The sequence below is a fragment of the Asticcacaulis sp. SL142 genome, from assembly GCF_026625745.1.
In the GTDB taxonomy this organism is placed as follows: domain Bacteria; phylum Pseudomonadota; class Alphaproteobacteria; order Caulobacterales; family Caulobacteraceae; genus Asticcacaulis.
Window position 1 is genome coordinate 2,369,998 of record NZ_CP113061.1, and the last position, 21,754, is coordinate 2,391,751.

A 21,754-nucleotide genomic window follows, 5' to 3' on the forward strand; every position below is an offset into this window, starting at 1 on the left:
AAATGCCCGCAAATGATGATTGTGAATTGGCCATTATTTGCTAGTAAGCCCTCATGACCTCCTTTCACATGCCCAATCCTGCCATTGCCGTAAGGCTGAAATGTCCGAAACGCGTCCTGAGTGGCCAGATCGCCTTGCCCGGATCGAAGTCGATCACCAACCGGGTGCTGCTGATCGCGGCTCTGGCAAGCGGCAAGAGCCACATCAGCGGCGCGCTCAAAAGCGATGACACAACCTATATGGCGCGGGCGTTAAGACAGCTTGGCGTGACGGTTGAGGATGCGGGTGAAACCGATTTTGTGATCGATAGCTCAGGCACGCTTAAGCCGTCATCTGAGCCGTTGTTTCTGGGCAATGCCGGCACAGCTGTGCGCTTTCTAACCGCCGCCGCCGCCAATATCACCGGCACCACCATCCTGACCGGCGATGAGCATATGCAGAAACGCCCAATCGCCCCTCTGGTTCAGGCGTTGAATGAGGCCGGTGTGACGGCCACCGCCCCCACCGGCTGTCCGCCGGTGACAGTCACCAGCAATGGCGGTTTTGCCAATCGCGCCATCGAGGTCGATGCCAGCCTGTCCAGCCAATATGTCTCCGCCCTGATGATGGCGGGAACCAAGGGCAACACACCGTTCAGCCTTAAGGTCAAGGACGGCGATATCGGCGCGCGCGGCTATATCGACATAACCTTAGAATGTATGAAGGCGTTCGGCGCTGACATCACCCAGACCAGCCCGTTAAGCTGGGACATCGCCAACCGCCCCTATGCGGCCCGCGACTATTGGGTCGAACCGGACGCCAGTGCCGCCACCTATATCTGGGGCATCAATGCGCTGCTGGGTACTGACATCGACATAGGCATCGCCCCCGGCGATATGATGCAGCCCGACGCCAAAGCTTATGACTTTATTTCGCAGTTCCCTAACCTGCCCGCCGTCATTGACGGCAGCCAGATGCAGGACTCCATTCCGACCATTGCTGTTCTGGCCGCCTTTAATAACCATCCGGTCAGATTTGTGGGCATTGCCAATCTGCGCGTCAAGGAATGTGACCGCATCAATGCCGTAGCCACCGAACTGAACCGCATCCAACCCGGTCTGGCCGAAGAGATTGGTGACGATTTGCTGATTACACCCGACCGCACCCTGATCGGAAAAACGATACAGGCCGATATCCACACCTATCATGACCACCGTATCGCGATGGCCTTTTCACAGGCCGCGTTAGTGATTGAAGGCCTGCGTATCCTTGACCCGGCCTGCACCGCCAAGACCTATCCCGGCTACTGGCGCGACCTGAATAGTGTCGGCGTTGAGATGGCGTTTGAATAGCGAGCTAGAACAGGGCCTGACTGTGGCGAACGACCGATTCTAAATCTGTTATCAAATCTTTGAATGTTACATCTTTTCCGTCAGGCTCTATAAATATAGATCTTTCCGAGCTTAAATTTACATAAATATTATAAGCATTTTCGTCGAAATAATCCTCTGCAAATGCATCAGTTATAACTTTTTTTACAGAACTATTGTGCCTCTGAGTTATGTATTCCTCAAGCATTTTTGTTGATCTCATAAATCCTGAAACTTTTGAGGTTTTTAAAAGCCCTATCATAAAATAAAACATAACAGCATATCGCGCCACTCTTTCATAAAGATATCTTTTATTATAAGGTAGAATAAAAGATTGACCTCTTTTTTCTATTTTAGCGCAATCGGTTAAATACTTTTGACTTAACTGAACATCATCCAAATGAAGCTTTAGCATTGGCAATTGTCTTGATAGGTCAATATCACCATTTTTATACTTTTCCTCAATTTTACTTATTTTGTCGAAATAAATTTGCAACATATCTCTTGCTTTAACCACCTCGGATTGAAGCGAGATTGCAGCTTTAGTGATATCGGTTTTTTGCTTACGATTGCGCCTAAAGGGCCAAGCAATGATCAGGAGTCCGCAAATGACGCTTAAAGCGAAAATAGCTCCAGACCAAAATTGTTCCGATGAGATATCCATACGCCCCCCGACGGCTCCATGGTTTACTATTAGTTAACTCTTTTGAAAATGTAACCCCAATTTGTTGTACGTCACCTTTTCACGCTAAAGACGTTGCATTTTCGCAGGTCAACCATCTATAGCCTTGCTAAAAATTCATTCCGGTTTAATCCGTAGTTCGTTCGCTAAATCAGGTTTCCATGTCCCCTCTTCTGATCGCATTTGATGGTCCGGCGGCGTCCGGCAAAGGCACGCTGGCCTCAATCATTGCTGCCGACTACGGCCTGCCGTTTCTCGATACCGGCTTGCTGTACCGCGCGGTTGGACATGTGGCACGCGAGCGGGGCCTTGATCTGGAGGATGCCAAGACTTTAGGCGAAGCCGCCCAGTTCATCCACCCGACCCTGCTCGAAGACGATGCCTTACGTGGGCGTGAGGCCGGTGAGTGGGCCAGCCGCGTCGCCGCCATCCCCGAAGTGCGCGCGGCGTTAAAACAATTCCAGATCGACTTTGCCCATCAATCTACCGGCGCGGTGCTCGATGGCCGCGATATCGGCACGGTCATTGCCCCCGACGCGACGGTTAAGCTGTTTGTCACCGCAGAGCCTGAGACCCGCGCCAAACGCCGCTTTTTGCAACTGATCAAGGCCAATTCGGCGCTTACGTTTGAGGATGTGCTGAGTGATATCCGCATCCGCGATGAGCGCGACAGCTCGCGTTCCAGCGCCCCGCTGGAGATGGCCCGCGATGCGGTCTTGCTTGATACCACTAATTTAGATATAGAAGCGGCCATCGAAGCTGCGCGATCCATCGTGAAGGCCCGCCGTGGTGGCGTTTAAACGTCACCAAATTTACCCGGCGCTGCGCTTATAAGGATCACTACGGTCGCTATCAGGGTCTTTGACCTGCGGTTTCTCATTTAGCGTCCTAACACCAACCGGACTCTGAATCCCCTTAAAAATCTACTCACGAAAGCCGCCCCCTTCGGGTCAGGCCATGCGCCGGATATCCTTATGTCCTGACGTATCGCCATCAACGCCCCTGAGACATGCGCCAACAAAGTCAAAGATCTATATGAGCGATTATAATCCCTCGCGCGACGATTTCGCCGCGCTTCTCGACGAAAGCCTTCATGGCCGCGAAATGCTTGAAGGTCAGGTCGTCCACGGTCTGGTCGTCGGTGTCGAAAAAGACTTCGTCATCGTCGATGTCGGTCTGAAGACCGAAGGCCGTATCCCGCTGAAAGAATTTGGCTCGACCGAAGCCGGCGCCGCACTTAAGGTCGGCGACAATGTCGAAGTCTATCTTGAGCGCGTCGAGAACGCCATGGGCGAAGCGGTCATCAGCCGCGAGAAAGCCCGCCGCGAAGAAGCCTGGACCCGCCTAGAAGTTATCTTCAACAAGGGCGAGCCGGTCATGGGTACGATCGTGGGTCGTGTCAAAGGCGGCTTTACGGTCGATATGGACGGCGCTTCGGGCTTCCTGCCGGGTTCACAAGTCGATATCCGCCCTGTGCGCGACGTGGCTCCGCTTATGGGCAAGGAACAGCCTTTCGCCATCCTGAAAATGGATCGTCCGCGCGGCAATATCGTCGTATCGCGTCGTGCCATCCTCGAAGAAGCCCGTGCAGAACAACGTACTGAGCTGGTCGGTCAGTTGGCCGAAGGCGAAATCCGTGACGGCGTCGTCAAGAACATCACCGATTACGGTGCGTTCGTTGACCTCGGCGGCATTGACGGCCTGCTGCACGTCACCGACATGTCCTGGAAGCGCGTGTCGCATCCGTCGCAGGTTCTGGCGGTTGGCGATCAGGTTCGCGTTCAGATCATCAAGATCAACCCGGACACCCAGCGCATCAGCCTCGGCATGAAGCAACTGCAATCCGATCCGTGGGAAAATGTTGACGTTAAGTACCCTGTCAACGGCAAGTTCTCCGGTCGTATCACCAACATCACCGACTACGGCGCCTTCGTTGAGCTGGAATCGGGCGTTGAAGGTCTGGTGCACGTTTCGGAAATGTCGTGGACCAAGAAGAACGTCCATCCGGGCAAGATCGTATCGACGTCTCAGGAAGTTGACGTGGTCGTCCTCGAAGTTGACGCCTCCAAGCGCCGCGTGTCTCTGGGCCTGAAGCAAGCTCAGGAAAACCCATGGGAAGCCTTCGTTTCGGCCCACCCGATCGGTTCAACCATCGAAGGTGAAGTCAAGAACGCGACCGAATTTGGTCTGTTCGTTGGCTTTGAAAACGACATCGACGGCATGGTTCACCTGTCGGATCTCGACTGGAACGTGGCCGGCGAAGAAGCTATCGCCAAGTACAAGAAGGGCGATGTCGTCAAGACCAAGGTTCTGGACGTTGATGTCGACAAGGAACGCATCAGCCTCGGCATCAAGCAACTGGCCGAAGATCCAATGACCGGCGACACCTACCGTAAGGGCCAGACCGTGACGGTTACCGTCACTGAAGTCACCACGGGCGGCATCGAAGTCAAGTTCGGCGACGACAATGCCCCGATGAGCGCCTTCGTGCGTAAGTCGGACCTGTCGCGCGACCGCAACGAGCAACGCGTTGAACGCTTTGCTGTCGGTGACCGCATCGACGCTCAGGTGACCAACATCGATAAGGCGGCCCGCAAGGTCAGCGTTTCGATCAAGGCGCTTGAAATGGCCGACGAAAAGCAGGCTATCGAGCAGTACGGCTCTCAGGACTCGGGCGCTTCGCTCGGCGACATCCTGGGTGCAGCTCTGCGCGGCGCCACTAAGGAGTAATCCTTGATATAATGCCGACAAGGCCGCCTCACGCGGCTCTGTCGGCATTATCCAATTAAGCTCCCGCATCCTATAGGGTTTTCGCACCCAATACCGGATGCGGGAGCTTTTTTATGGTTTCCATATTTTTTACCAAGGTATAATTGCTTAAACCGCACAGCCGCTGCATTTGTTAGCGGTAACATAAGCGTTAACACTAAATAACCCCTTGAACTGCCTTTCATTTTAAATCATGCTCACCGCTTCAAGGTTACATTGGCTGGTTTAACCCATTATCTTCTTTAAACTCTTGGGGGAGTAAATGCTGAAGTCCGAACTCATTGAGCGTCTGGCGTCGGAATATCCGCATATGACTCAAAAAGATGTCGAGCGGGTCGTGAATCTGATTCTGGACTCGATGATCTCCACCCTCGAAAAAGGCGGTCGCGTTGAACTGCGTGGTTTTGGCGCCCTGTCGGTGCGCTCGCGCCCGGCCCGCGTTGGCCGCAACCCGCGCACCGGCGAATCCGTCAACGTCCCCGCCAAGCATGTGCCCTTTTTCAAAAGCGGCAAAGAACTGCGTGAGCGCCTGAACCTGAGCGGCGACGACAACGAATAATCATAGCTGCCATTAGTTTAGCGAACCGCTGAACCTAACGTCCGAAATTTATAACTTCAAAGGATGCCGGTTGTGAGCATTGTCTCTGAATTCAAAACCTTTCTAATGCGCGGCAACGTCATCGATCTGGCGGTCGGTGTGGTCATCGGCGGCGCGTTCGGTAAAATCGTATCCTCGCTGGTCGACAATATCATCATGCCACCGATCGGGATGCTGACCGGTGGCGTTGATTTTTCCGAGCTTAAGTGGGTGTTGAAACCCGCCGCCGGTGATGTGGCGGAAGTTGCCATATCCTACGGCCTGTTTATCAACACCCTGATCCAGTTCGTCATTATTGGCGCGGCTATCTTTATGATCATCAAGGCGATCAACCGCCTGATGCCACCCCCGCCGCCGCCCGCCGTGGTGGCAGGACCTACCGAACAGGAACTTCTGGCCGATATTCTGGCGGAACTGAAAAAGAAGTAAGCCCCGGCTGAGACTATAAATTTAAAAGCCCGCGCCGTCATTGCGCGGGCTTTTGATTGGCCTATATAAAAGCTTAAACTAAGAGGTGTGTTATGAGCTTGCGCGTCGCCATCCAGATGGACCCGATTGAAAATATCAATATCGCGTCCGACACCACCTTTCTGCTGATGATGGCCGCACAAAACCGGGGCCACAGCCTCTGGGTATACGATCCCGCCCACCTCTCGCTCGAAGACGGCAAGGTCTATGCCCGCGCCCGCAAGGTCACCCTGCGCCCCATCAAGGGCGATCATGTCAGCGCCGGTGACTATGAAACCCTGAACCTGCACACCGACATAGATGTCGTGCTGATGCGCCAGGATCCGCCGTTTGATATCGCCTACATCACCGCCACCTACCTGCTCGATCGCATCCACCCGCAGACTCTGGTGGTCAATAACCCGACCGCCGTGCGCGATTGCCCGGAAAAGCTGTTCGCAACCGCCTTTGACGGCCTTCAGCCCCCGACCCTGATCAGCGCCGATCCGGTCGCCCTCAACGCCTTTCACGAAAAGCATGGCGATGTCATTCTAAAGCCCCTGCATGGCGCGGCCGGTTCCGGCATCATCAAGCTCAAAGCCGGTGACCGTAATCTTGATGCCCTGATTGAATTGCACGCCTCGATCAGCCGGGAGCCGCTGGTCTTACAAAAATTCATCCCCGCCGTAAGCCTTGGCGATAAGCGCATCATCCTTGTCGATGGCGAAGTTGTCGGTGCCATTAACCGTGTCCCCCCAAAAGATGCGGTACGCTCCAACCTGCGCGTGGGCGGCGTGGCCGAGCCCGTGCAATTAACAAAACGTGATCTGGACATCTGCGCTGCCGTAGGCCCGGTGCTCAAAGAAAAAGGTCTTATGTTTGTGGGCCTTGATGTCATCGGCGATTACCTGACCGAAATCAACGTCACCTCACCCACGGGCGCGGTACAACTTAAGGCGTTTGAGGGGGTTGATGCCGGGGATATTTTGTGGGATCGGATAGAACAGAAACGCCTCCCCACCTGACCTTAAATCGTTATCCGTAAGCCCTATTGGGCACGCCCTAAACGGCGCATGGGCTTTATTGCGCATTTGTTCATTTTTTGTTCTTGATTTGTCTTTGAGAATATGATGAGCTGTGGATAAGTTCTGCGTTTGATTCCACACTCCCCGCATAATTATTCCGTAAAAGGCATTTCTACATGCGCGTAACTACCATTGCCTTTGAAGGGGCAGAGGCCCGCCGGGTCGAAGCCGAAATTCAGCTCACCGGCGGACAGGTAGCCTTTTCCATCGTCGGTCTGGGGGATAAGGCCGTCGCCGAAAGCCGGGAGCGGGTGCGTGGGGCCTTTGCGGGACTGGGTTTAGGGTGGCCGGGTAAGCGTATCGTCGTCAATCTGGCGCCTGCCGACCTGCCCAAGGAAGGCTCTCACTTCGATCTGCCCATCGCTTTGGCGCTGATGTCGGTCATGGGCATTATCCCGCAGGACGCGCTCGATAACTATGTCTGTGTCGGTGAGCTTCAACTCGATGGTTCCATCGGGGCTATCACCGGTGCCCTGCCCGCCGCTATGGCCGCCTCAAGCTTTGGTATGGGACTGATCTGCCCTGAAGACAACGGCCGCGAAGCCGCCTGGGCCGGTGATGTGCCTATCCTTGCGCCGCGGTCGCTGATTGCCCTGATCAACCACTTTAAGGGCCATAGCCTGCTGTCGCGGCCTGAACCGGGTGAAATTTCACTACCTTCCAAACCGATGGACCTCAATGAGGTCAAGGGTCAGGAACTGGCCAAGCGCGCGCTCGAAATCGCTGCGGCGGGCGGCCATAATCTGTTATTTGTGGGTCCACCGGGATCGGGCAAGTCGATGCTGGCCCAAAGGCTGCGGGGCATATTGCCGCCTCTGACCTCACGCGAATTATTGGAAACCTCGCAAATCTGGTCGATGGCAGGCCTGTTGAATAAGGGCGAACTGACGCGCGATCGTCCGTTCCGCGCCCCTCATCACTCGGCCTCTATGGCGGCCTTGACCGGCGGCGGGATGCGCGCCAAACCCGGCGAAGTGTCCTTGGCCCACAACGGGGTGCTGTTTTTAGATGAACTGCCGGAGTTCTCACCACAGGCGCTGGATTCTCTGCGTCAACCGCTGGAAACCTCCGAAATTGTGGTGGCGCGCGCCAATAATCACATCAGATATCCCGCCCGAGTTCAGCTTGTCGCCGCTATGAACCCCTGCCGATGCGGTTATGGCGGCGTCGGCAAGGGCGCGTGCGGTAAGGCTCCAAAATGCCTGCGCGATTATCAAGGCCGAGTTTCCGGCCCGCTGATGGATCGCATCGACCTGCAAATCGATGTCCCACCGGTGACGGCCGCCGACATGGCCCTGCCCCCGCCGGTAGAAGGCTCAAAAGAGGTCGCCGCGCGCGTGGTAGCCGCCCGCGAAGCTCAAATCAGGCGCGCAGAACAGCTTGGGCTATCATCCGACAACACACTTAATGCCACGGCTTACGGCGCGGGCCTTGACGCCATTAGTCCGCTGGATAACACCGCCCGCGACCTGCTCACCCAAGCGGCACAGCAAAGCGGCCTGTCCGCACGCGGCTGGACGCGCTGCGTGCGACTGGCGCGCACCATTGCGGATCTGGAAAGCGCCATGTCAGGTATATCCACACCCATCCTGCGTCGCCACATGGCCGAAGCTCTGATTTACCGTCGCACCACGCAAAGCGAAGGGGCACAAATGGTTTCTTCACCGAAAGCGGCAAGCTTTTTGGCGGGACATTAACTTTTTACGTCTAAGATCAGGGTCTGGTAAGAATTATCTGTATGGGGGAGTCTATGACCGCTCACCAAGGTGCGCAAAATTTCAGTGCGGATGAGTTTGAGGCAAAGCTTGCCGAAACGCTTGCCGCCGAAGAAAGCCTAAAAGGCCGCGAAGATTTCCTCAAGCTATTAAGCCACGAAATCCGCACACCCCTAAATGGGGTCATGGGTATGTTATCGCTTTTGTCGCGCACCGACATCAGCGCGGAACAGGAATCCTATATTCGCACCGCCCGCGATTCCGGCGAACATCTGCTGTCGATGGTCAATGACCTGCTGGATTATGCGCGCATTGATGCCGGTCATATTGAGCTTGAAACCACGCGCGTCGATCTGGAATCCCTGCTGCAAGGGGTGGCCGAGCTGTTGTCGCCGCGCGCCTATAGCGGGGGCATTGAGATCGTCTGGAGCCTTGATCCCCAGCTTGAAACCATTCAGGCTGACGAAGGCCGCCTGCGTCAGATCCTCTTCAATCTGGCCGGCAATGCTCTGAAATTCACCACAACCGGCGGGGTGCTTATTCATGTCGGGCTGACCCGCGCCGGGCTTATCCGGTTTAGCGTCACCGATACCGGCCCCGGTATCCCGCTTGAGGCCCGCACCCGTATTTTCGAAGAATATGGCCAGGTTGACCCTAAACGCGATGCGGCACGTTACGGCGGCGCGGGCCTTGGGTTGATGATCGTCAAAAAACTGGTTGCGGCCATGGGCGGTACGCTTACCCTCGACAGCGAAATAGGCACGGGTTCAACCTTCGCTGTTGAATTTCGCGCCCCCTACAGCCTGCGAAAAAAGACAGCGGACCTAGATATGCCGTCTGAGGTTACGCTGGTGTCAGCCAATCAATCCCTGCTTGAGGGCGCACAGGCCCACCTGAGCGCCTATGGCACAGAGGTTCACCTGAGTGACACGGCGCAAGGGGCCAGCATAATCCTTGCCGACCGCAGCCATATGAGCGAAGGGCCCGTCACTGCACCCGGTCTGCGCTGCCTGATCCTGCTGACACCTGAGCAGCGTGCCGAGATCCCACAATGGCGGGAACTGGGCTGGGCAGGCTATCTCATCAAACCTCTGCGCCGGAAATCGCTCAAAGAACAAATCGAAGCCCTGCACAGCCAAAACCCTAATCGCACCACCGCACGGCCCGCCAATGATGACGATGAACGCATAACCGGCACAGATGAGGTAAAGATTAGCGGTGAACCGCATGTGCTTCTGGTCGAGGACAACCCCGTCAACGCATTGCTGGCGAAGATCCTGCTGCAACGGGAGGGCTGTCTGGTCGAGCGGGTTTGCTCCGGTGAAGACGCCATCGCCATCCTGCCAGAGCGTAATTTCGATATTGTGTTTATGGATCTGGGCCTGCCCGGCATTGATGGTCTGGGCACCACCCGCCAGATCCGGGCCATGAACATTACCACCCCGGTCGTAGCCCTTACCGCCAATGCCTATGACGAAGACCGCCGCGCCTGCCTTCAAGCCGGGATGAACGACTTTTTGACCAAGCCGATCGAGATAAACGCCCTGCGTCAGATGCTGGTGACCTGGACCCCCAAAACCGCGCAAACTTAAGGCTTTATCCCCGTCCGGTTTCGCGTTACCAAATTGGCTAAGGCGTGATTTGATCGACGGGATTTCATAGCGTTCATGACTGATAAAACAGGGGCGGCCCCCAAAAAGAGTTTCAAGGATGTTCTGAAAATCTTTTTTCAGCGCCGCACTCTGGTGATGATAGGCTTGGGGTTCGCGTCGGGCCTGCCGCTGTCGCTGATCTTCGATACCCTGTCGATATGGCTGCGCAGCGTAGATTTATCGCTGACCGCCATAAGCTACTTCTCGCTGGTGACCTTTGTCTACAGTTTGAAATTCGTCTGGGCACCGGTCCTTGACCGCATCAGCATCCCCGGCCTGACCTACCTGATGGGCCATCGCCGCGGCTGGATATTGCTCAGTCAGGTCGTGATCATGTTTGGGCTGTGGGCGATATCGACGCTTAATCCGCAAACTCAGCTTCCCCTCATGGCGCTGGTCGCCATACTGATCGGCTTTGCCGGGGCGACACAGGACGTTGTGATTGATGCCTGGCGGATCGAAACCGCGGGCGATTCCACCGATAATCAGGCGGTTCTGGCCACGGCCACCGCCTGGGGCGCGCGCATCGCCCCGTTCGTGTCCGGTATTGTGCCGCTGCTGCTGGCCGACACCTTGGGCTGGGGCTTTGCCTATGCGCTGATGGCCGCGTTGATGGGCATAGGCGTTCTGGCCGTGCTGTTTGCGCCCAAGGAAACCGAACATAAGGTGCGGCCCATCGACTATGGCGACACCGAAGCCCGCCCGGCGCTGGAGGCACTGGAATGGGCCGGTCGGTTGCTGGTCATGCTGATCGCCATCTGCCTGTTGGGCGCAGGCCTTACCGCCAATGTCGACCTGTTCAAAGGCCTGTTCCCAAGTGAGTCAGCTTTTGATACCGTCAAAACCGTCTGGACGGCGCGTGAAACCGGCATCTTTCTGCAATTACCCGCCGTGCTTTCCGGGCTAGGGCTGCTGGTCATGGCGTGCCTGCCGCTGCCCGGCACACCGACACGTCCCGGAGCCTATCTGCGCCAGACCTTTGTGGTGCCTATCGTGGCGTTTTTTGAGCGCTACGAAAACATCGCTTGGCTGATACTGGCCATGATCTGCATCTACCGTGTCTCGGATTTTGTGCTCAACGTCAACGGTGCGTTTTATGTCGATCTGGGCTTTGACCTGCCGGTTATCGCTGAGGTGCGTAAAATTTTCGGCGTCATCATGACCATGGCCGGGGTGGCGCTGGGCGGGATCGTCATGACCCGTTTCGGCATCAAGTTTTCGCTGATTTTCGGTGCGATCGTGGGGTCGTTGTCCAACCTCGCCTATGCGTGGCTGGCGACCAAAGGCAATGACGTGATGGCGTTTTCAATCGCGCTCGGCATCGATAATGCCTCCGGCGGGGTCGCGGGCACAGTGCTGATCGCCTATATGTCGTCGCTGATCTCCAAAGGCTATGCGGCGCAGCAATATGCGCTGTTTACCTCGCTCTATGCCTTACCGGGTAAGCTTTTGGCATCACAATCCGGCAAGATTGTCGAAGAGTCAGCCAAGGCTTCGGACGGGCAATCGTGGGTCAGTGGGGTTTTTGCCAATACCCCTGCCATAGCCTATGCCAAACCGGCGGAGACTTTGGGCGTATCACCCCACGCATTAGGCGCGGGCTATATGCTGTTTTTCACCTACACAGCCCTGATCGGCGTGGTGGCGATCATATTAGCCATATGGGTGATCCGCGCCTATGATCCGGACATGAAAAAACCGGCTGAGGATACTCAGCCGGTTTGATTTCTTTTGCTCACGCGCCGCAGGGCTCCTCACATAAGTTCGGACGACCGGTCGGTCTTGCCTGAATGCATATAATGCATTCAGGAATATATTTACCCGCCGATATCAGCGCGCACATCATAGGCGGCAAAGGTCGCCATGGTCAGGATTTTCGAGACCGAATCCGACAACTGACAAATCTGCACCGGCTTTGACAGACCGAGCAGCAGCGGGCCGACCACCGTCGCGCCACCCAAAGCCTCGATCAGCTTGGTGCCGATAGAGGCCGACTGGATGGCCGGCATGATCAGCACATTGGCCGGAGCCGTCAGGCGCTGGAACGGATAGTTGGCCCAGGTATCAGGATTGAGCGCCACGTCAGGCGGCATATCGCCTTCGAACTCGAAATCGACGCCGCGCTTTTCGAGCAGTTCCACGGCGCGGGCCACACGTTCACCGCGCTCCCCCGCCGGGTTGCCAAAGGTGGTGTAGCTCATGAACGCGACGCGCGGCGTATGGCCCATGCGGCGCACCGCCATAGCCGCTTCGATCGCGATATCGCCAAGCTCTTCCGGGGTCGGCAGTTCGGCCACGGTCGTATCGGCGATAAACACCGTCTTGCCCTTAGCCAATATAATCGACATACCCATAACACGCCCGCCGGGTGCCGGATCGACCACGCGCAGCACGTCCTCAAAGGCCTGATCGAAAGACCGCGTCAGGCCGGTCACCATGCCGTCGGCATGCCCGGAAATAAGCATGGCGGCGGCAAACGAGTTACGGTCGAGGTTGATCAGACGCTCCACATCGCGCTTCAGGTAACCTTTGCGTTGCAGGCGGGAATACAAAAGCTGCGCATAGGCGTCGCGACGGTCGGTCAGACGGGCATTGATGATTTCAATGCCCTCTTCGGCCGGATTGAGGCCGGCTTTGCGCATACTTTCGTGGACCAGACTTTCACGGCCACACAGGATCGGCGTGCCGAGCCCTTGCGCCTTAAAGGCATGGGCGGCGCGGATAACGCGAATGTCTTCGCCTTCGGCAAACACGATGCGCTTAGAGGGGCGCGACCGCACCGAGGCCGTGATGTTTTGCAGGAAACCCGCCGATGGATCGAGGCGCTGAGCCAGTTCCTTGCGATAGGCTTCCATATCCTCGATCGGCTTGCGCGCCACACCGGTGTCCATGGCGGCTTGGGCGACAAACGGCGGCACGTACCAGATCAGGCGCGGGTCAAACGGCGACGGGATGATGTAGTCGCGCCCGAATTTCAGATGGCGGCCCTGATAGGCGGCGGCCACTTCGTCCGGCACATCTTCGCGCGCCAGTTGGGCCAGAGCCTGCGCGCAGGCGATCTTCATCTCATGGTTCACGCGGCGGGCGCGAACATCGAGCGCCCCGCGGAAGATGTAGGGGAAGCCCAGGACGTTATTGACCTGATTGGGATAGTCTGAACGACCTGTGGCGACGATGGCGTCGGATCTGACCTTGGCCACATCTTCGGGGGTGATTTCCGGATCGGGGTTGGCCATGGCGAAGATGATCGGCTGAGGGGCCATGGTGGCGACCATTTCCGGCGTCAGCACGCCCTTGGCCGACAGCCCTAAGAATACATCCGCCCCGACCATAGCCTCAGCCAGAGTCCGCTTAGGGGTATCAGTGGCGTGAACCGACTTCCATTGGTCCATATCGATGGTGCGGCCTTTATAGACCACGCCGTGGATATCGACGACCGTGGTGTTTTCAGGTTTCACGCCCATGGCTTTGATCAGGCCCAGCGATGACAGGCCCGCAGCCCCGGCACCGCACAGCACGACCTTAACGTCTTCAAAGCGTTTGCCGGTGACCTCAAGCGCGTTGATCAAACCGGCGGCGGCTATAATGGCCGTACCGTGCTGATCATCATGGAACACCGGAATATCCGCCATATCCTGCAAGGCGGACTCGATAATGAAACATTCCGGCGACTTGATGTCTTCGAGGTTGATGCCGCCGAACGCTGGCGTGATGTTTTTCACCACCGTGATAAACTCATCCGGGTCCTGCGTCGTGACTTCGATGTCAAAGCTATCGATATCGGCAAAGCGCTTAAACAGCACCGACTTGCCTTCCATGACCGGCTTTGAGGCCAGCGCCCCCAGATTGCCCAGCCCCAGAATAGCCGTGCCGTTCGATATCACCGCCACCATGTTCCCTTTGGCGGTGTAATCGTAGGCAAGGTCCGGGTTTTCAGCAATTTTGCGCACCGGCACGGCCACGCCCGGCGAATAGGCCAGCGCCAGATCGCGCTGCGTCGCCATAGGCTTGGTGGCCATCAGGGCAATCTTGCCCGGTTGCGGAAATTGGTGAAGGTTTAGCGCTTCTTCATCACTGAAGGTTTGTTTTTCAATTGGCATGAGATACTCAATTCGGCCTTTTATATTATAAATTCCCGGTGATTTTTATTTTACGGGCTTTATATCAACACCTTAACGACAAAGGCGACTAAAATTTGTGCGCACAAAACTTCACTTAAAATATGCGTTTGTTTCTTTGGGCGCGCACACTTACCCTTGGGTCAACTAAGGCTTTGAAAAATGACTGTGTAATGTGCTGCATAATAGCTAGGCACAAAGGTTAACAGTGTTTAAGTTATGGACATGAATGCTTCGTTTTCCGCACCCGAAATTACCCCTGATGAGTTGGCGGCGCGCTTAGAAGGTGCGACGCCCGTTATCGCGCAATATATTGAAACCAAGGCGTCTCAGCCCGATGCGCTGCTGTTTTTTCGCATGGGCGATTTCTATGAGGTGTTCTTTGATGATGCCGTAAAAGCCGCCGCCGCGTTAGGGCTGGCGCTCACCAAACGCGGGAAATATCAGGGCGAAGACATCCCTATGGCCGGGGTGCCTGCCCATGCCGCCGAAGCCTATATAGCCAAGCTTATCCGCGCCGGTTTCCGCGTCGCCGTGTGCGATCAGCTCGAAGACCCGGCCGAGGCCAAGAAACGCGGCTCAAAATCGGTCGTCAAACGCGGCATTGTGCGCATCGTCACCCCCGGCACCCTGACCGAAGACAGTTTGCTGGAGGCCAGTGGCGCCAACCGGCTGGTGGCCATATCTGCGCGGGCCGGGGTCATGGCGCTGGCATGTGTGGAACTGTCGACCGGCGACGTCGAATGTCTTGAGGTCACACCGGAAAGTCTGGGGTCGCACCTGTCGGCGCTTCGTCCGTCTGAGACTCTGGTGGCCGACCGCCTGCTGGGCGATGAGGCGGTTTACGGTCTGGTCAAGGTTTTGGGCGGCGTCATTCAGCCTCAAGCTGCGGCCTTGTCCGATCCGGCAGCCGGACTTACCCGCCTGAAACGATTATATGGCGTTGAAACGCTTGACGGCTTTGGCGCGTTCAGTCCGGCAGAAGTCTCGGCGCTTGGCCTGATTGCCGCCTATATCGATGTCACTCAGGCCGGTAAGCTGCCGGTCTTAAAAGCCCCGCGCAGGCTGGGGGCCCAGACCTTTCTGGCCATTGATCCGTCAACCCGCGCCTCGCTCGAAATTGACCGGGCCCAGCGCGGCGGGCGCGAAGGTTCCCTGATCGCCGCCATCGACCGCACCATGACGTCGGGCGGTTCGCGCCTGTTGTCGGCGCGGCTGGCGCGACCGTTGATTGATCCGCTTGCGATCAACGCCCGCCTTGATGCCGTCGAATGGCTGATCGAACGCAGAGGCCTTCGTCAGGAGGTTCGCAATACCCTGCGCGGCCTGCCGGATATGGCGCGCGCCCTGTCACGGCTCGGTCTTGGGCGCGGCGGCCCGCGTGACCTTAAGGTCATCAAGGACTGCCTGAGCCATGCGGGCGGACTGATCAATCTGTTGCAATCGGCGGATCGCGATAGCTCGGCGCTCGATACCCATCCGGCTGAGATTATGGCCCAGATTACGTCGCTTACGCCTTCCGAAGCGGTGGAGGCGCTGAACTACCGCTTAGGTCAGGCGCTGGTCGATGAACCGCCGCTTATGGCGCGCGACGGCGGCTTTATTCGCCCGAACTATAACGCTAATCTCAACGCTGCGATCAATTTAAGGAACGATAGCCGTCAGGTCATTCTGCAACTGGAAGCCCAACTTCAGGGCGAGACGGGCCTGCCGCTCAAGATCAAATATAATGGCGTGCTCGGCTACTTTATCGAACTGTCGGCCAAGCAGGCCGAAGGTATTGCCACGTTACCTAATGCCGCGCATTTCATCCATCGCCAGACCCTGGCCAATCAGGTGCGTTATTCGACCACCGAACTGATCGATCTCGATAGCCGGATTCAACGCGCCGCCTCCGATGCCCTGACGCTGGAACTGGCCATTTTCGAGGACCTGCGCGAAGAGGTGCGTCATCTGACCCACGAATTGCAGCAGATGTTCGACGCGGTCTGCGCGCTCGATGTCGCCTGCGCCGCTGCCGAATGGGCTGAGGATCATGAGGCCACCCGTCCGGTTATTTTCGACGGCCCGCTGTTTGATGCCAAGGGTGCGAAACACCCGGTCGTGGTGCAAGCTTTGCGGTCTGAGGGCAAGCCGTTTACGCCCAATGACTGCTGCCTTGATGCGTCGGGGCAAGCGGGCGCGCGGCTGTCGCTGGTCACCGGCCCGAACATGGCCGGTAAATCGACCTTTTTACGCCAGAACGCCATCCTGATCATCATGGCGCAGGCAGGGCTTTATGTGCCTGCCGCATCGCTTAAGCTTGGGGTGGTTGACCGTCTTTTCAGCCGCGTCGGGGCCGGGGATGATCTGGCGCAGGGCCGTTCAACCTTCATGATGGAAATGGTCGAAACCGCCGCGATCCTAAGTCAGGCGACGGATCGATCATTCGTTATTCTGGATGAAATCGGGCGCGGTACGGCGACCTTTGACGGACTGGCCATCGCTTGGGCGGCGGCTGAAAATCTGCATGAAACTATCAAATGCCGAGCCTTGTTTGCGACCCACTATCATGAGATGTCAAAGCTGGAGCAACTGCTGTCGGCCTGTGAGAACATTTCGCTGACCGCCAAGGAGCACAATGGCGATCTGATCTTCCTGCACGAAGCTAAAAAAGGGGCGGCGGATCGCTCTTACGGCGTGCAGGTCGCCAAACTGGCTGGTATGCCGCCACGGGTGGTCGCCCGCGCCCGCGATATTCTGGAGCGGCTGGAATCCGAAAACGCCACCCGGCTTAAGCTCGATGATCTGCCGTTGTTTGCCAGCCTCCAACCGGAGCCGGTCAAAAATGCTGCACCGCAACAACAATCCGAAGCCGAAAAAGCGTTATTGGCGCTAAACCCTGACGATTTAAGCCCCAGAGAAGCCTTAGAGGTCATCTATCGTTTACGGACTCTGGTTAAGATCGAGGCTTAAGTTGCTAAACCTTAGCCGCATAACCACCTGTAGTACATGTTGACCCATACCCACCCGCATCCTTACCAGTTCCGCATCAACGGACAGCTCCTGCGTCAGAAGCTGACGCAGGCCTATGAGGACTCGACGGGCGATGTCTATGATCTCAGGCGGCGGGCCATTGCGATCCTGAAAGAGGCCTGGGATCAGGGCCGCGAAAGCATTTTGGCCAATATCGACCAGGAAAAAGGCGGGCTATCGACTGCCCGTGCCGTGTCGAAATGTGCCGATGAAATCATTAGCGCCCTGTGGGACTTTACCCTGACCCACGTTTACCGCGCCCGCAACCCGACCGAGGGTGAGCGCCTGTCGCTGGTCGCCGTGGGTGGCTACGGACGGGGTGAGCTTGCCCCCTATTCCGACATCGATCTTCTGTTTCTTAGGGCCTGGCGCGAAACGCCGCACTCAGAAAGCGTGATCGAATTCATTCTCTATAGCCTGTGGGATCTGGGCTTCAAGGTAGGCCATGCCTCGCGCACGGTCGATGAAACCCTGAAATATGCAAGGAATGATCACACGATCCTGACCGCCGTGCTGGAGTTCCGGCCCATCGCCGGTGATCTTGATCTGGTGCAGAACCTGAAAGACAAGCTGGCGTCGGACGTTATCCGCAACGGCGCCTATGCCTTTATTGCCGCCAAGCTTGATGAACGTGACACCCGCCACGCCAAGTTAGGCGACGCCCGCTATGTGGTTGAACCCAATGTCAAAGAGGGCAAGGGGGGCCTGCGCGATCTGCATACCCTGTTCTGGCTGGCCAAGTTCTTAGCGGGCACCACGCCGTCACCGGTCAATAAGGGCTGGTTCGCGCTGGAAACCATCCTGACCGATAAGGAACGCACCACCTTCCTCGCCGCCTTTGAGTTTCTGTGGAAGGTGCGCATCCTGCTGCACATCATTTCCGGACGGGGCGATGACCGGCTTGGGTTCGATGTTCAGCCCGAAATCGCCCAGCGCATGGGTTATATCGATAAAAATGGTGAGCCGGCCGTTGAGCGCTTCATGCGCCGCTATTTTGTGGTCACCAAGGAAGTGGGCGCGCTAACCCGCATTTTCTGTACCAAGCTTGAGGCCCAACAAACCAAGCCGCTGCGTAAACTCAGTTACATGATCCAGTCGTCGATCATGTCGCTGGCCAAGCCCGACCATCCGGGCTTTATTATCGACGCGGGCCGCTTAAGCGTGCAATCGCCGGACATCTTCATCAAGTCGCCCGAAGCGATGTTCTCGCTGTTCAAGATGGCTGACCGGCTGGAGCTTGACCTGCACCCGGACGCCTTTACCGCCATCAACCGCAATTTGAAGCTGATCAATCCGGCTTTGCGGCGCGACCCTAAGTCCGCCAAGCTGTTTCTTGATATTCTGGTGCGTGGCAAAAATCCGTACCGCACCTTGTCCCTGATGACCGAGACCGGATTGCTGGGCCGCTATATCCCTGAGTTCGGCCATATCGTCGCCCAGACCCAGTTCAATATGTATCACGCCTATACGGTCGATGATCATACCCTGCGCGCCATCGGCATTATTCGCGATATCGAGACCGGCCGCTATACCGAAGACCACCCGCTGTCGTCGTCGATCCTGCCGCATCTGGCCGACAAAGAGACGCTGTATCTGGCCATGCTGCTGCATGACGTCGGTAAGGGCGGCGAGGACGGTCAGGAAATCGGCGGCGAACGGGCGGCGCGTAAGGCGTGCGAGCGGCTGGGCCTCAAGGACTGGCAGATTGATCAGGTGGCATGGCTGGTGCGCAATCATCTGGTGCTGTCGGATTTTGCGCAAAAACGCGATGTGTCCGACCCTGAAACTATCGCCGCCTTTGCGCGCATAGTCGAAACCCCTGAGCGTCTGCGGCTGCTGCTGGTGCTGACGGTGGCCGATATCCGCGCGGTCGGGCCCGGTGTGTGGAACGGCTGGAAAGGCCAGTTGATGCGCGATCTGCTGCACGCCACCGAGGCCGTGTTCCGCGGTGGCCGTGAAGCTGATGCGGCGGGCTTTGCGCGTGAGAATATCCGCGAACGCTCTGAGGCCGCTCGCAGCCATCTGATTGCCCAAAAGCCGGATATCCGCGACTGGCTGGCCACCATGGAAGATTCCTATGTGGTGGCGTTTAGCGAAAGCGAAGTGCTGGATCATGCCGTGCTGGCGCGCTCGGCCGAGGCCGGTCATCCCTCGGCTCTGGCCTATGTTGACCCCAAGCGCAACGCTACGGCTTTGTCTGTGGCCGCCAAGGACCGGCCCGGATTGTTTGCCGACCTGTCACGGGCACTGGCGAATTTAGGGGCCAATGTCGTCGGCGCGCAGGTGTTCACCTCAAAAGACGGGCTGGCGCTCGATATTTTCTACGTTCAGGATATTCAGGGCCTGCCCTATGGCCACGATACCGAACGCAACCTGAAACTGGCCCAAAGCGCCCTTGAAAAGGCGGCGGTGGGCGGAGCCAAGCCGCTGGAGATGGGCCGCAAACCGCTGGCGGCGCGTATGGCGGCATTTGCGATTGCGCCGACGGTGGTGTTTGACGACGATAGCTGCAATCACGCCACCATTATCGAAGTGTCTGGACGCGACCGCTCCGGGCTGCTGGCGGATATCGTCGACGCTTTAAGTCAGGCGAAGTTGAATATCGCCTCGGCCCATATTGATTGTTACGGGGAGCGCGCGGTCGATGCGTTCTACGTCAATCCGGCCAATGACGATCACGCGCATCTTAACAAGAACCAGAAATCCCTGCTTAAAAAAGAGCTGCTGAAAGTGCTTGATCCGGAGATGAAGCAGACCGGAAAGGTTCTGGCCAAGGCGCGGGCGTCACTCGCCCGCTAACACTATATTCCGAAACGGGAATATTCTTCGGGCACCTCAATGCCATAGAGATAGCCGCCGTACATGGCCATCAGCAGCCAGGTCACATAACCGCCGATACCGACGACCAGCAACAGCATAACCCATGCGGCGGGCCGGTTCTTTTTCTTGAAGATATCAAAGGTGATGCAGCCCATATGGGTAAACAGCGCCATGATCGCCAACCCATAAAAGCCGTACGCCACATACTGCCACGGCCAGACCTGAAACTGAGCGGCGATGAAATAGGCATTGGTGTCGAGATTGAACACATAGCGCGCCACCCCGATCATGGCGACATGCACAATCATAAAGACGGCCATGTAGATACCGGACGCCGCCTGTAGCTGATGGATGATGTCCTTGCGCTCCGTCCAGATGTCGCGGCACAGGGCGTAGCCGGTGATGATCTGTAAGGTCAGGGCCAGAAACAGACCCATCTCGACCACCGGATGGCGGTAGACCAGACGCACAGCGTCCATGAACTGAAGGGCCGCGTCCATGCCCAGCAGCCCCACCAGATGATTTGTCAGATGTAAAATAAGGAAAGCAAAGACCACTGCCCCCGAAGTCTTATGCAGGCTTTCCATCTGTACGCTGCGGGCCCCCGCCCCTCGAAACCGTGCCTCATTTAAGTCTCATTTTCAGTCGGCTGAAAAGGGGTTTTTTCAAAAAACTTATCTAAATCTGATTTTTGTTGCATTCGTGCCGAACTTTAGCGCGTCAGGCGAGTTTTGCGGCACCATTAAGTGACTACCGCGCCTTTCTGACAAAATCGAAAAAGACCGGCGCACAATCGCCCAGCTTTTTTTCTTCATAGCGCGTGGTGACATGATCAGCGGGCGGTAAATTCCACGCGGCCTGACCTTCGGCGGGCCAGATAAAATCCGGACTTTTCAAAAACCGCTCCAGCGTCCAGTCGGCATAGTCGGCCCAGTCGGTCGCAAAGCGCACCCGCCCGCCGTCTTTTAGCACCCTTGCAAAAGCGGCGATGGTATCCGACTGAATAAAGCGGCGCTTATGGTGGCGCGCCTTGGGCCACGGGTCGGGGAACATGATGAAGATGCGCTCGATAAATCCGTCGGGCAACTGGTCTATCAGCGGGCGCACATCCCCGGCGAGCAGGCGGACATTGTTAAGTCCCGCTTCGTCAATATAGCGCAGGGCCGAACCGACACCATTCAAAAACGGCTCCCCGCCCATGATCAGGGCATGCGGATGACGACCGGCCTGGGCGGCCATATGCTCACCCCCACCGAAACCGATTTCAAGCCAGACTTCCGTAGCATCGGCATATTCGGTGCGGGGATCAGCCACGATCCTTGCCACCCGCGCGTCATCCAGCACAATCTGCGGCAAAAGGCTGTCGAACAGGCTGGCCTGACGCGGCTTTAGAGTGCGCGCCTTTATGCGTCCGAATGAGCGCATCGGCCCCCAGGTTGGGGTATCTTGAGATTTGGTGTCGTCGGTCATGCGGCGCTTTTAGGGCCAATTAGTCAGTAATTCT

At 57.0% G+C, this 21,754-nt stretch carries 15 protein-coding genes; 11 read left to right on the forward strand and 4 right to left on the reverse strand.

The window, feature by feature from the left end:
* The first annotated feature begins 53 nt into the window (after window positions 1-53).
* Window positions 54-1,331, forward strand: coding sequence for a 3-phosphoshikimate 1-carboxyvinyltransferase (locus tag OVA03_RS10765; protein ID WP_267524433.1), 1,278 nt, complete (start codon window positions 54-56; stop codon window positions 1,329-1,331).
* A gap of 4 nt (window positions 1,332-1,335) precedes the next feature.
* On the opposite strand, the gene OVA03_RS10770 is transcribed toward OVA03_RS10765, so the two are convergent.
* Window positions 1,336-2,013 (reverse strand): hypothetical protein, encoded by a 678-nt coding sequence (locus tag OVA03_RS10770; RefSeq protein WP_267524435.1) that lies wholly within the window; start codon window positions 2,011-2,013, stop codon window positions 1,336-1,338.
* A 179-nt stretch (window positions 2,014-2,192) separates the two neighbouring features.
* Between OVA03_RS10770 and cmk the strand changes: the two genes are divergently transcribed.
* From cmk to OVA03_RS10810, 8 genes are all read left to right on the forward strand, one after another.
* A complete protein-coding gene (gene cmk / locus OVA03_RS10775; RefSeq protein ID WP_267524436.1) occupies window positions 2,193-2,831 on the forward strand; it encodes a (d)CMP kinase in 639 nt (212 codons plus the stop codon).
* 235 nt (window positions 2,832-3,066) lie between these two features.
* Complete coding sequence (rpsA, locus tag OVA03_RS10780) at window positions 3,067-4,761, forward strand: 30S ribosomal protein S1 (protein WP_267524437.1); 1,695 nt, start codon at window positions 3,067-3,069, stop codon at window positions 4,759-4,761.
* 301 nt (window positions 4,762-5,062) lie between these two features.
* Entirely contained in the window at window positions 5,063-5,359 is a 297-nt protein-coding gene (locus tag OVA03_RS10785; protein ID WP_189485006.1) for an integration host factor subunit beta, read from the forward strand.
* A gap of 72 nt (window positions 5,360-5,431) precedes the next feature.
* On the forward strand, window positions 5,432-5,827 hold the full coding sequence (gene mscL / locus OVA03_RS10790) for a large-conductance mechanosensitive channel protein MscL (RefSeq protein ID WP_324290998.1): 396 nt from the start codon (window positions 5,432-5,434) through the stop codon (window positions 5,825-5,827).
* A gap of 92 nt (window positions 5,828-5,919) precedes the next feature.
* Window positions 5,920-6,870, forward strand: coding sequence for a glutathione synthase (gene gshB / locus OVA03_RS10795; protein WP_267524440.1), 951 nt, complete (start codon window positions 5,920-5,922; stop codon window positions 6,868-6,870).
* A 176-nt stretch (window positions 6,871-7,046) separates the two neighbouring features.
* The gene (locus OVA03_RS10800) at window positions 7,047-8,627 is read left to right on the forward strand and encodes a YifB family Mg chelatase-like AAA ATPase (protein ID WP_267524442.1); all 1,581 of its coding nucleotides are present in this window, start codon (window positions 7,047-7,049) and stop codon (window positions 8,625-8,627) included.
* Window positions 8,628-8,680: 53 nt separating this feature from the next.
* Window positions 8,681-10,237 carry a response regulator gene (locus tag OVA03_RS10805; RefSeq protein WP_267524444.1) on the forward strand — a complete coding sequence of 519 codons (1,557 nt, stop codon included), beginning with the start codon at window positions 8,681-8,683 and terminating at the stop codon, window positions 10,235-10,237.
* A gap of 75 nt (window positions 10,238-10,312) precedes the next feature.
* Complete coding sequence (locus OVA03_RS10810) at window positions 10,313-12,022, forward strand: AmpG family muropeptide MFS transporter (RefSeq protein ID WP_267524446.1); 1,710 nt, start codon at window positions 10,313-10,315, stop codon at window positions 12,020-12,022.
* A gap of 92 nt (window positions 12,023-12,114) precedes the next feature.
* Here the strand turns inward: OVA03_RS10810 and OVA03_RS10815 are convergent, their stop codons facing one another.
* The gene (locus tag OVA03_RS10815; RefSeq protein WP_267524448.1) at window positions 12,115-14,397 is read right to left on the reverse strand and encodes an NADP-dependent malic enzyme; all 2,283 of its coding nucleotides are present in this window, start codon (window positions 14,395-14,397) and stop codon (window positions 12,115-12,117) included.
* Between the two features lie 243 nt (window positions 14,398-14,640).
* Between OVA03_RS10815 and mutS the strand changes: the two genes are divergently transcribed.
* Window positions 14,641-17,370: a DNA mismatch repair protein MutS gene (gene mutS, locus OVA03_RS10820; protein ID WP_267527715.1), complete on the forward strand. Its 2,730-nt coding sequence runs from the start codon at window positions 14,641-14,643 to the stop codon at window positions 17,368-17,370.
* 36 nt (window positions 17,371-17,406) lie between these two features.
* Window positions 17,407-20,229 (forward strand): [protein-PII] uridylyltransferase, encoded by a 2,823-nt coding sequence (locus OVA03_RS10825; protein ID WP_267524450.1) that lies wholly within the window; start codon window positions 17,407-17,409, stop codon window positions 20,227-20,229.
* 2 nt (window positions 20,230-20,231) lie between these two features.
* Here OVA03_RS10825 and OVA03_RS10830 read toward each other — a convergent pair whose 3' ends face one another.
* Window positions 20,232-20,837: a hypothetical protein gene (locus OVA03_RS10830; protein WP_267524452.1), complete on the reverse strand. Its 606-nt coding sequence runs from the start codon at window positions 20,835-20,837 to the stop codon at window positions 20,232-20,234.
* Between the two features lie 163 nt (window positions 20,838-21,000).
* A complete protein-coding gene (gene trmB / locus OVA03_RS10835; RefSeq protein ID WP_267524455.1) occupies window positions 21,001-21,720 on the reverse strand; it encodes a tRNA (guanosine(46)-N7)-methyltransferase TrmB in 720 nt (239 codons plus the stop codon).
* Window positions 21,721-21,754: the final 34 nt, after the last annotated feature.

Bases quoted from the DNA above. Each gene is read 5' to 3' on its own strand.
- OVA03_RS10765 (WP_267524433.1), top strand. From the start codon at position 54: ATGACCTCCTTTCACATGCCCAATCCTGCCATTGCCGTAAGGCTGAAA.
- OVA03_RS10770 (WP_267524435.1), bottom strand. From the start codon at position 2,013: ATGGATATCTCATCGGAACAATTTTGGTCTGGAGCTATTTTCGCTTTA.
- cmk (WP_267524436.1), top strand. From the start codon at position 2,193: ATGTCCCCTCTTCTGATCGCATTTGATGGTCCGGCGGCGTCCGGCAAA.
- rpsA (WP_267524437.1), top strand. From the start codon at position 3,067: ATGAGCGATTATAATCCCTCGCGCGACGATTTCGCCGCGCTTCTCGAC.
- OVA03_RS10785 (WP_189485006.1), top strand. From the start codon at position 5,063: ATGCTGAAGTCCGAACTCATTGAGCGTCTGGCGTCGGAATATCCGCAT.
- gshB (WP_267524440.1), top strand. From the start codon at position 5,920: ATGAGCTTGCGCGTCGCCATCCAGATGGACCCGATTGAAAATATCAAT.
- OVA03_RS10800 (WP_267524442.1), top strand. From the start codon at position 7,047: ATGCGCGTAACTACCATTGCCTTTGAAGGGGCAGAGGCCCGCCGGGTC.
- OVA03_RS10805 (WP_267524444.1), top strand. From the start codon at position 8,681: ATGACCGCTCACCAAGGTGCGCAAAATTTCAGTGCGGATGAGTTTGAG.
- OVA03_RS10810 (WP_267524446.1), top strand. From the start codon at position 10,313: ATGACTGATAAAACAGGGGCGGCCCCCAAAAAGAGTTTCAAGGATGTT.
- OVA03_RS10815 (WP_267524448.1), bottom strand. From the start codon at position 14,397: ATGCCAATTGAAAAACAAACCTTCAGTGATGAAGAAGCGCTAAACCTT.
- mutS (WP_267527715.1), top strand. From the start codon at position 14,641: ATGAATGCTTCGTTTTCCGCACCCGAAATTACCCCTGATGAGTTGGCG.
- OVA03_RS10825 (WP_267524450.1), top strand. From the start codon at position 17,407: ATGTTGACCCATACCCACCCGCATCCTTACCAGTTCCGCATCAACGGA.
- OVA03_RS10830 (WP_267524452.1), bottom strand. From the start codon at position 20,837: ATGGAAAGCCTGCATAAGACTTCGGGGGCAGTGGTCTTTGCTTTCCTT.
- trmB (WP_267524455.1), bottom strand. From the start codon at position 21,720: ATGACCGACGACACCAAATCTCAAGATACCCCAACCTGGGGGCCGATG.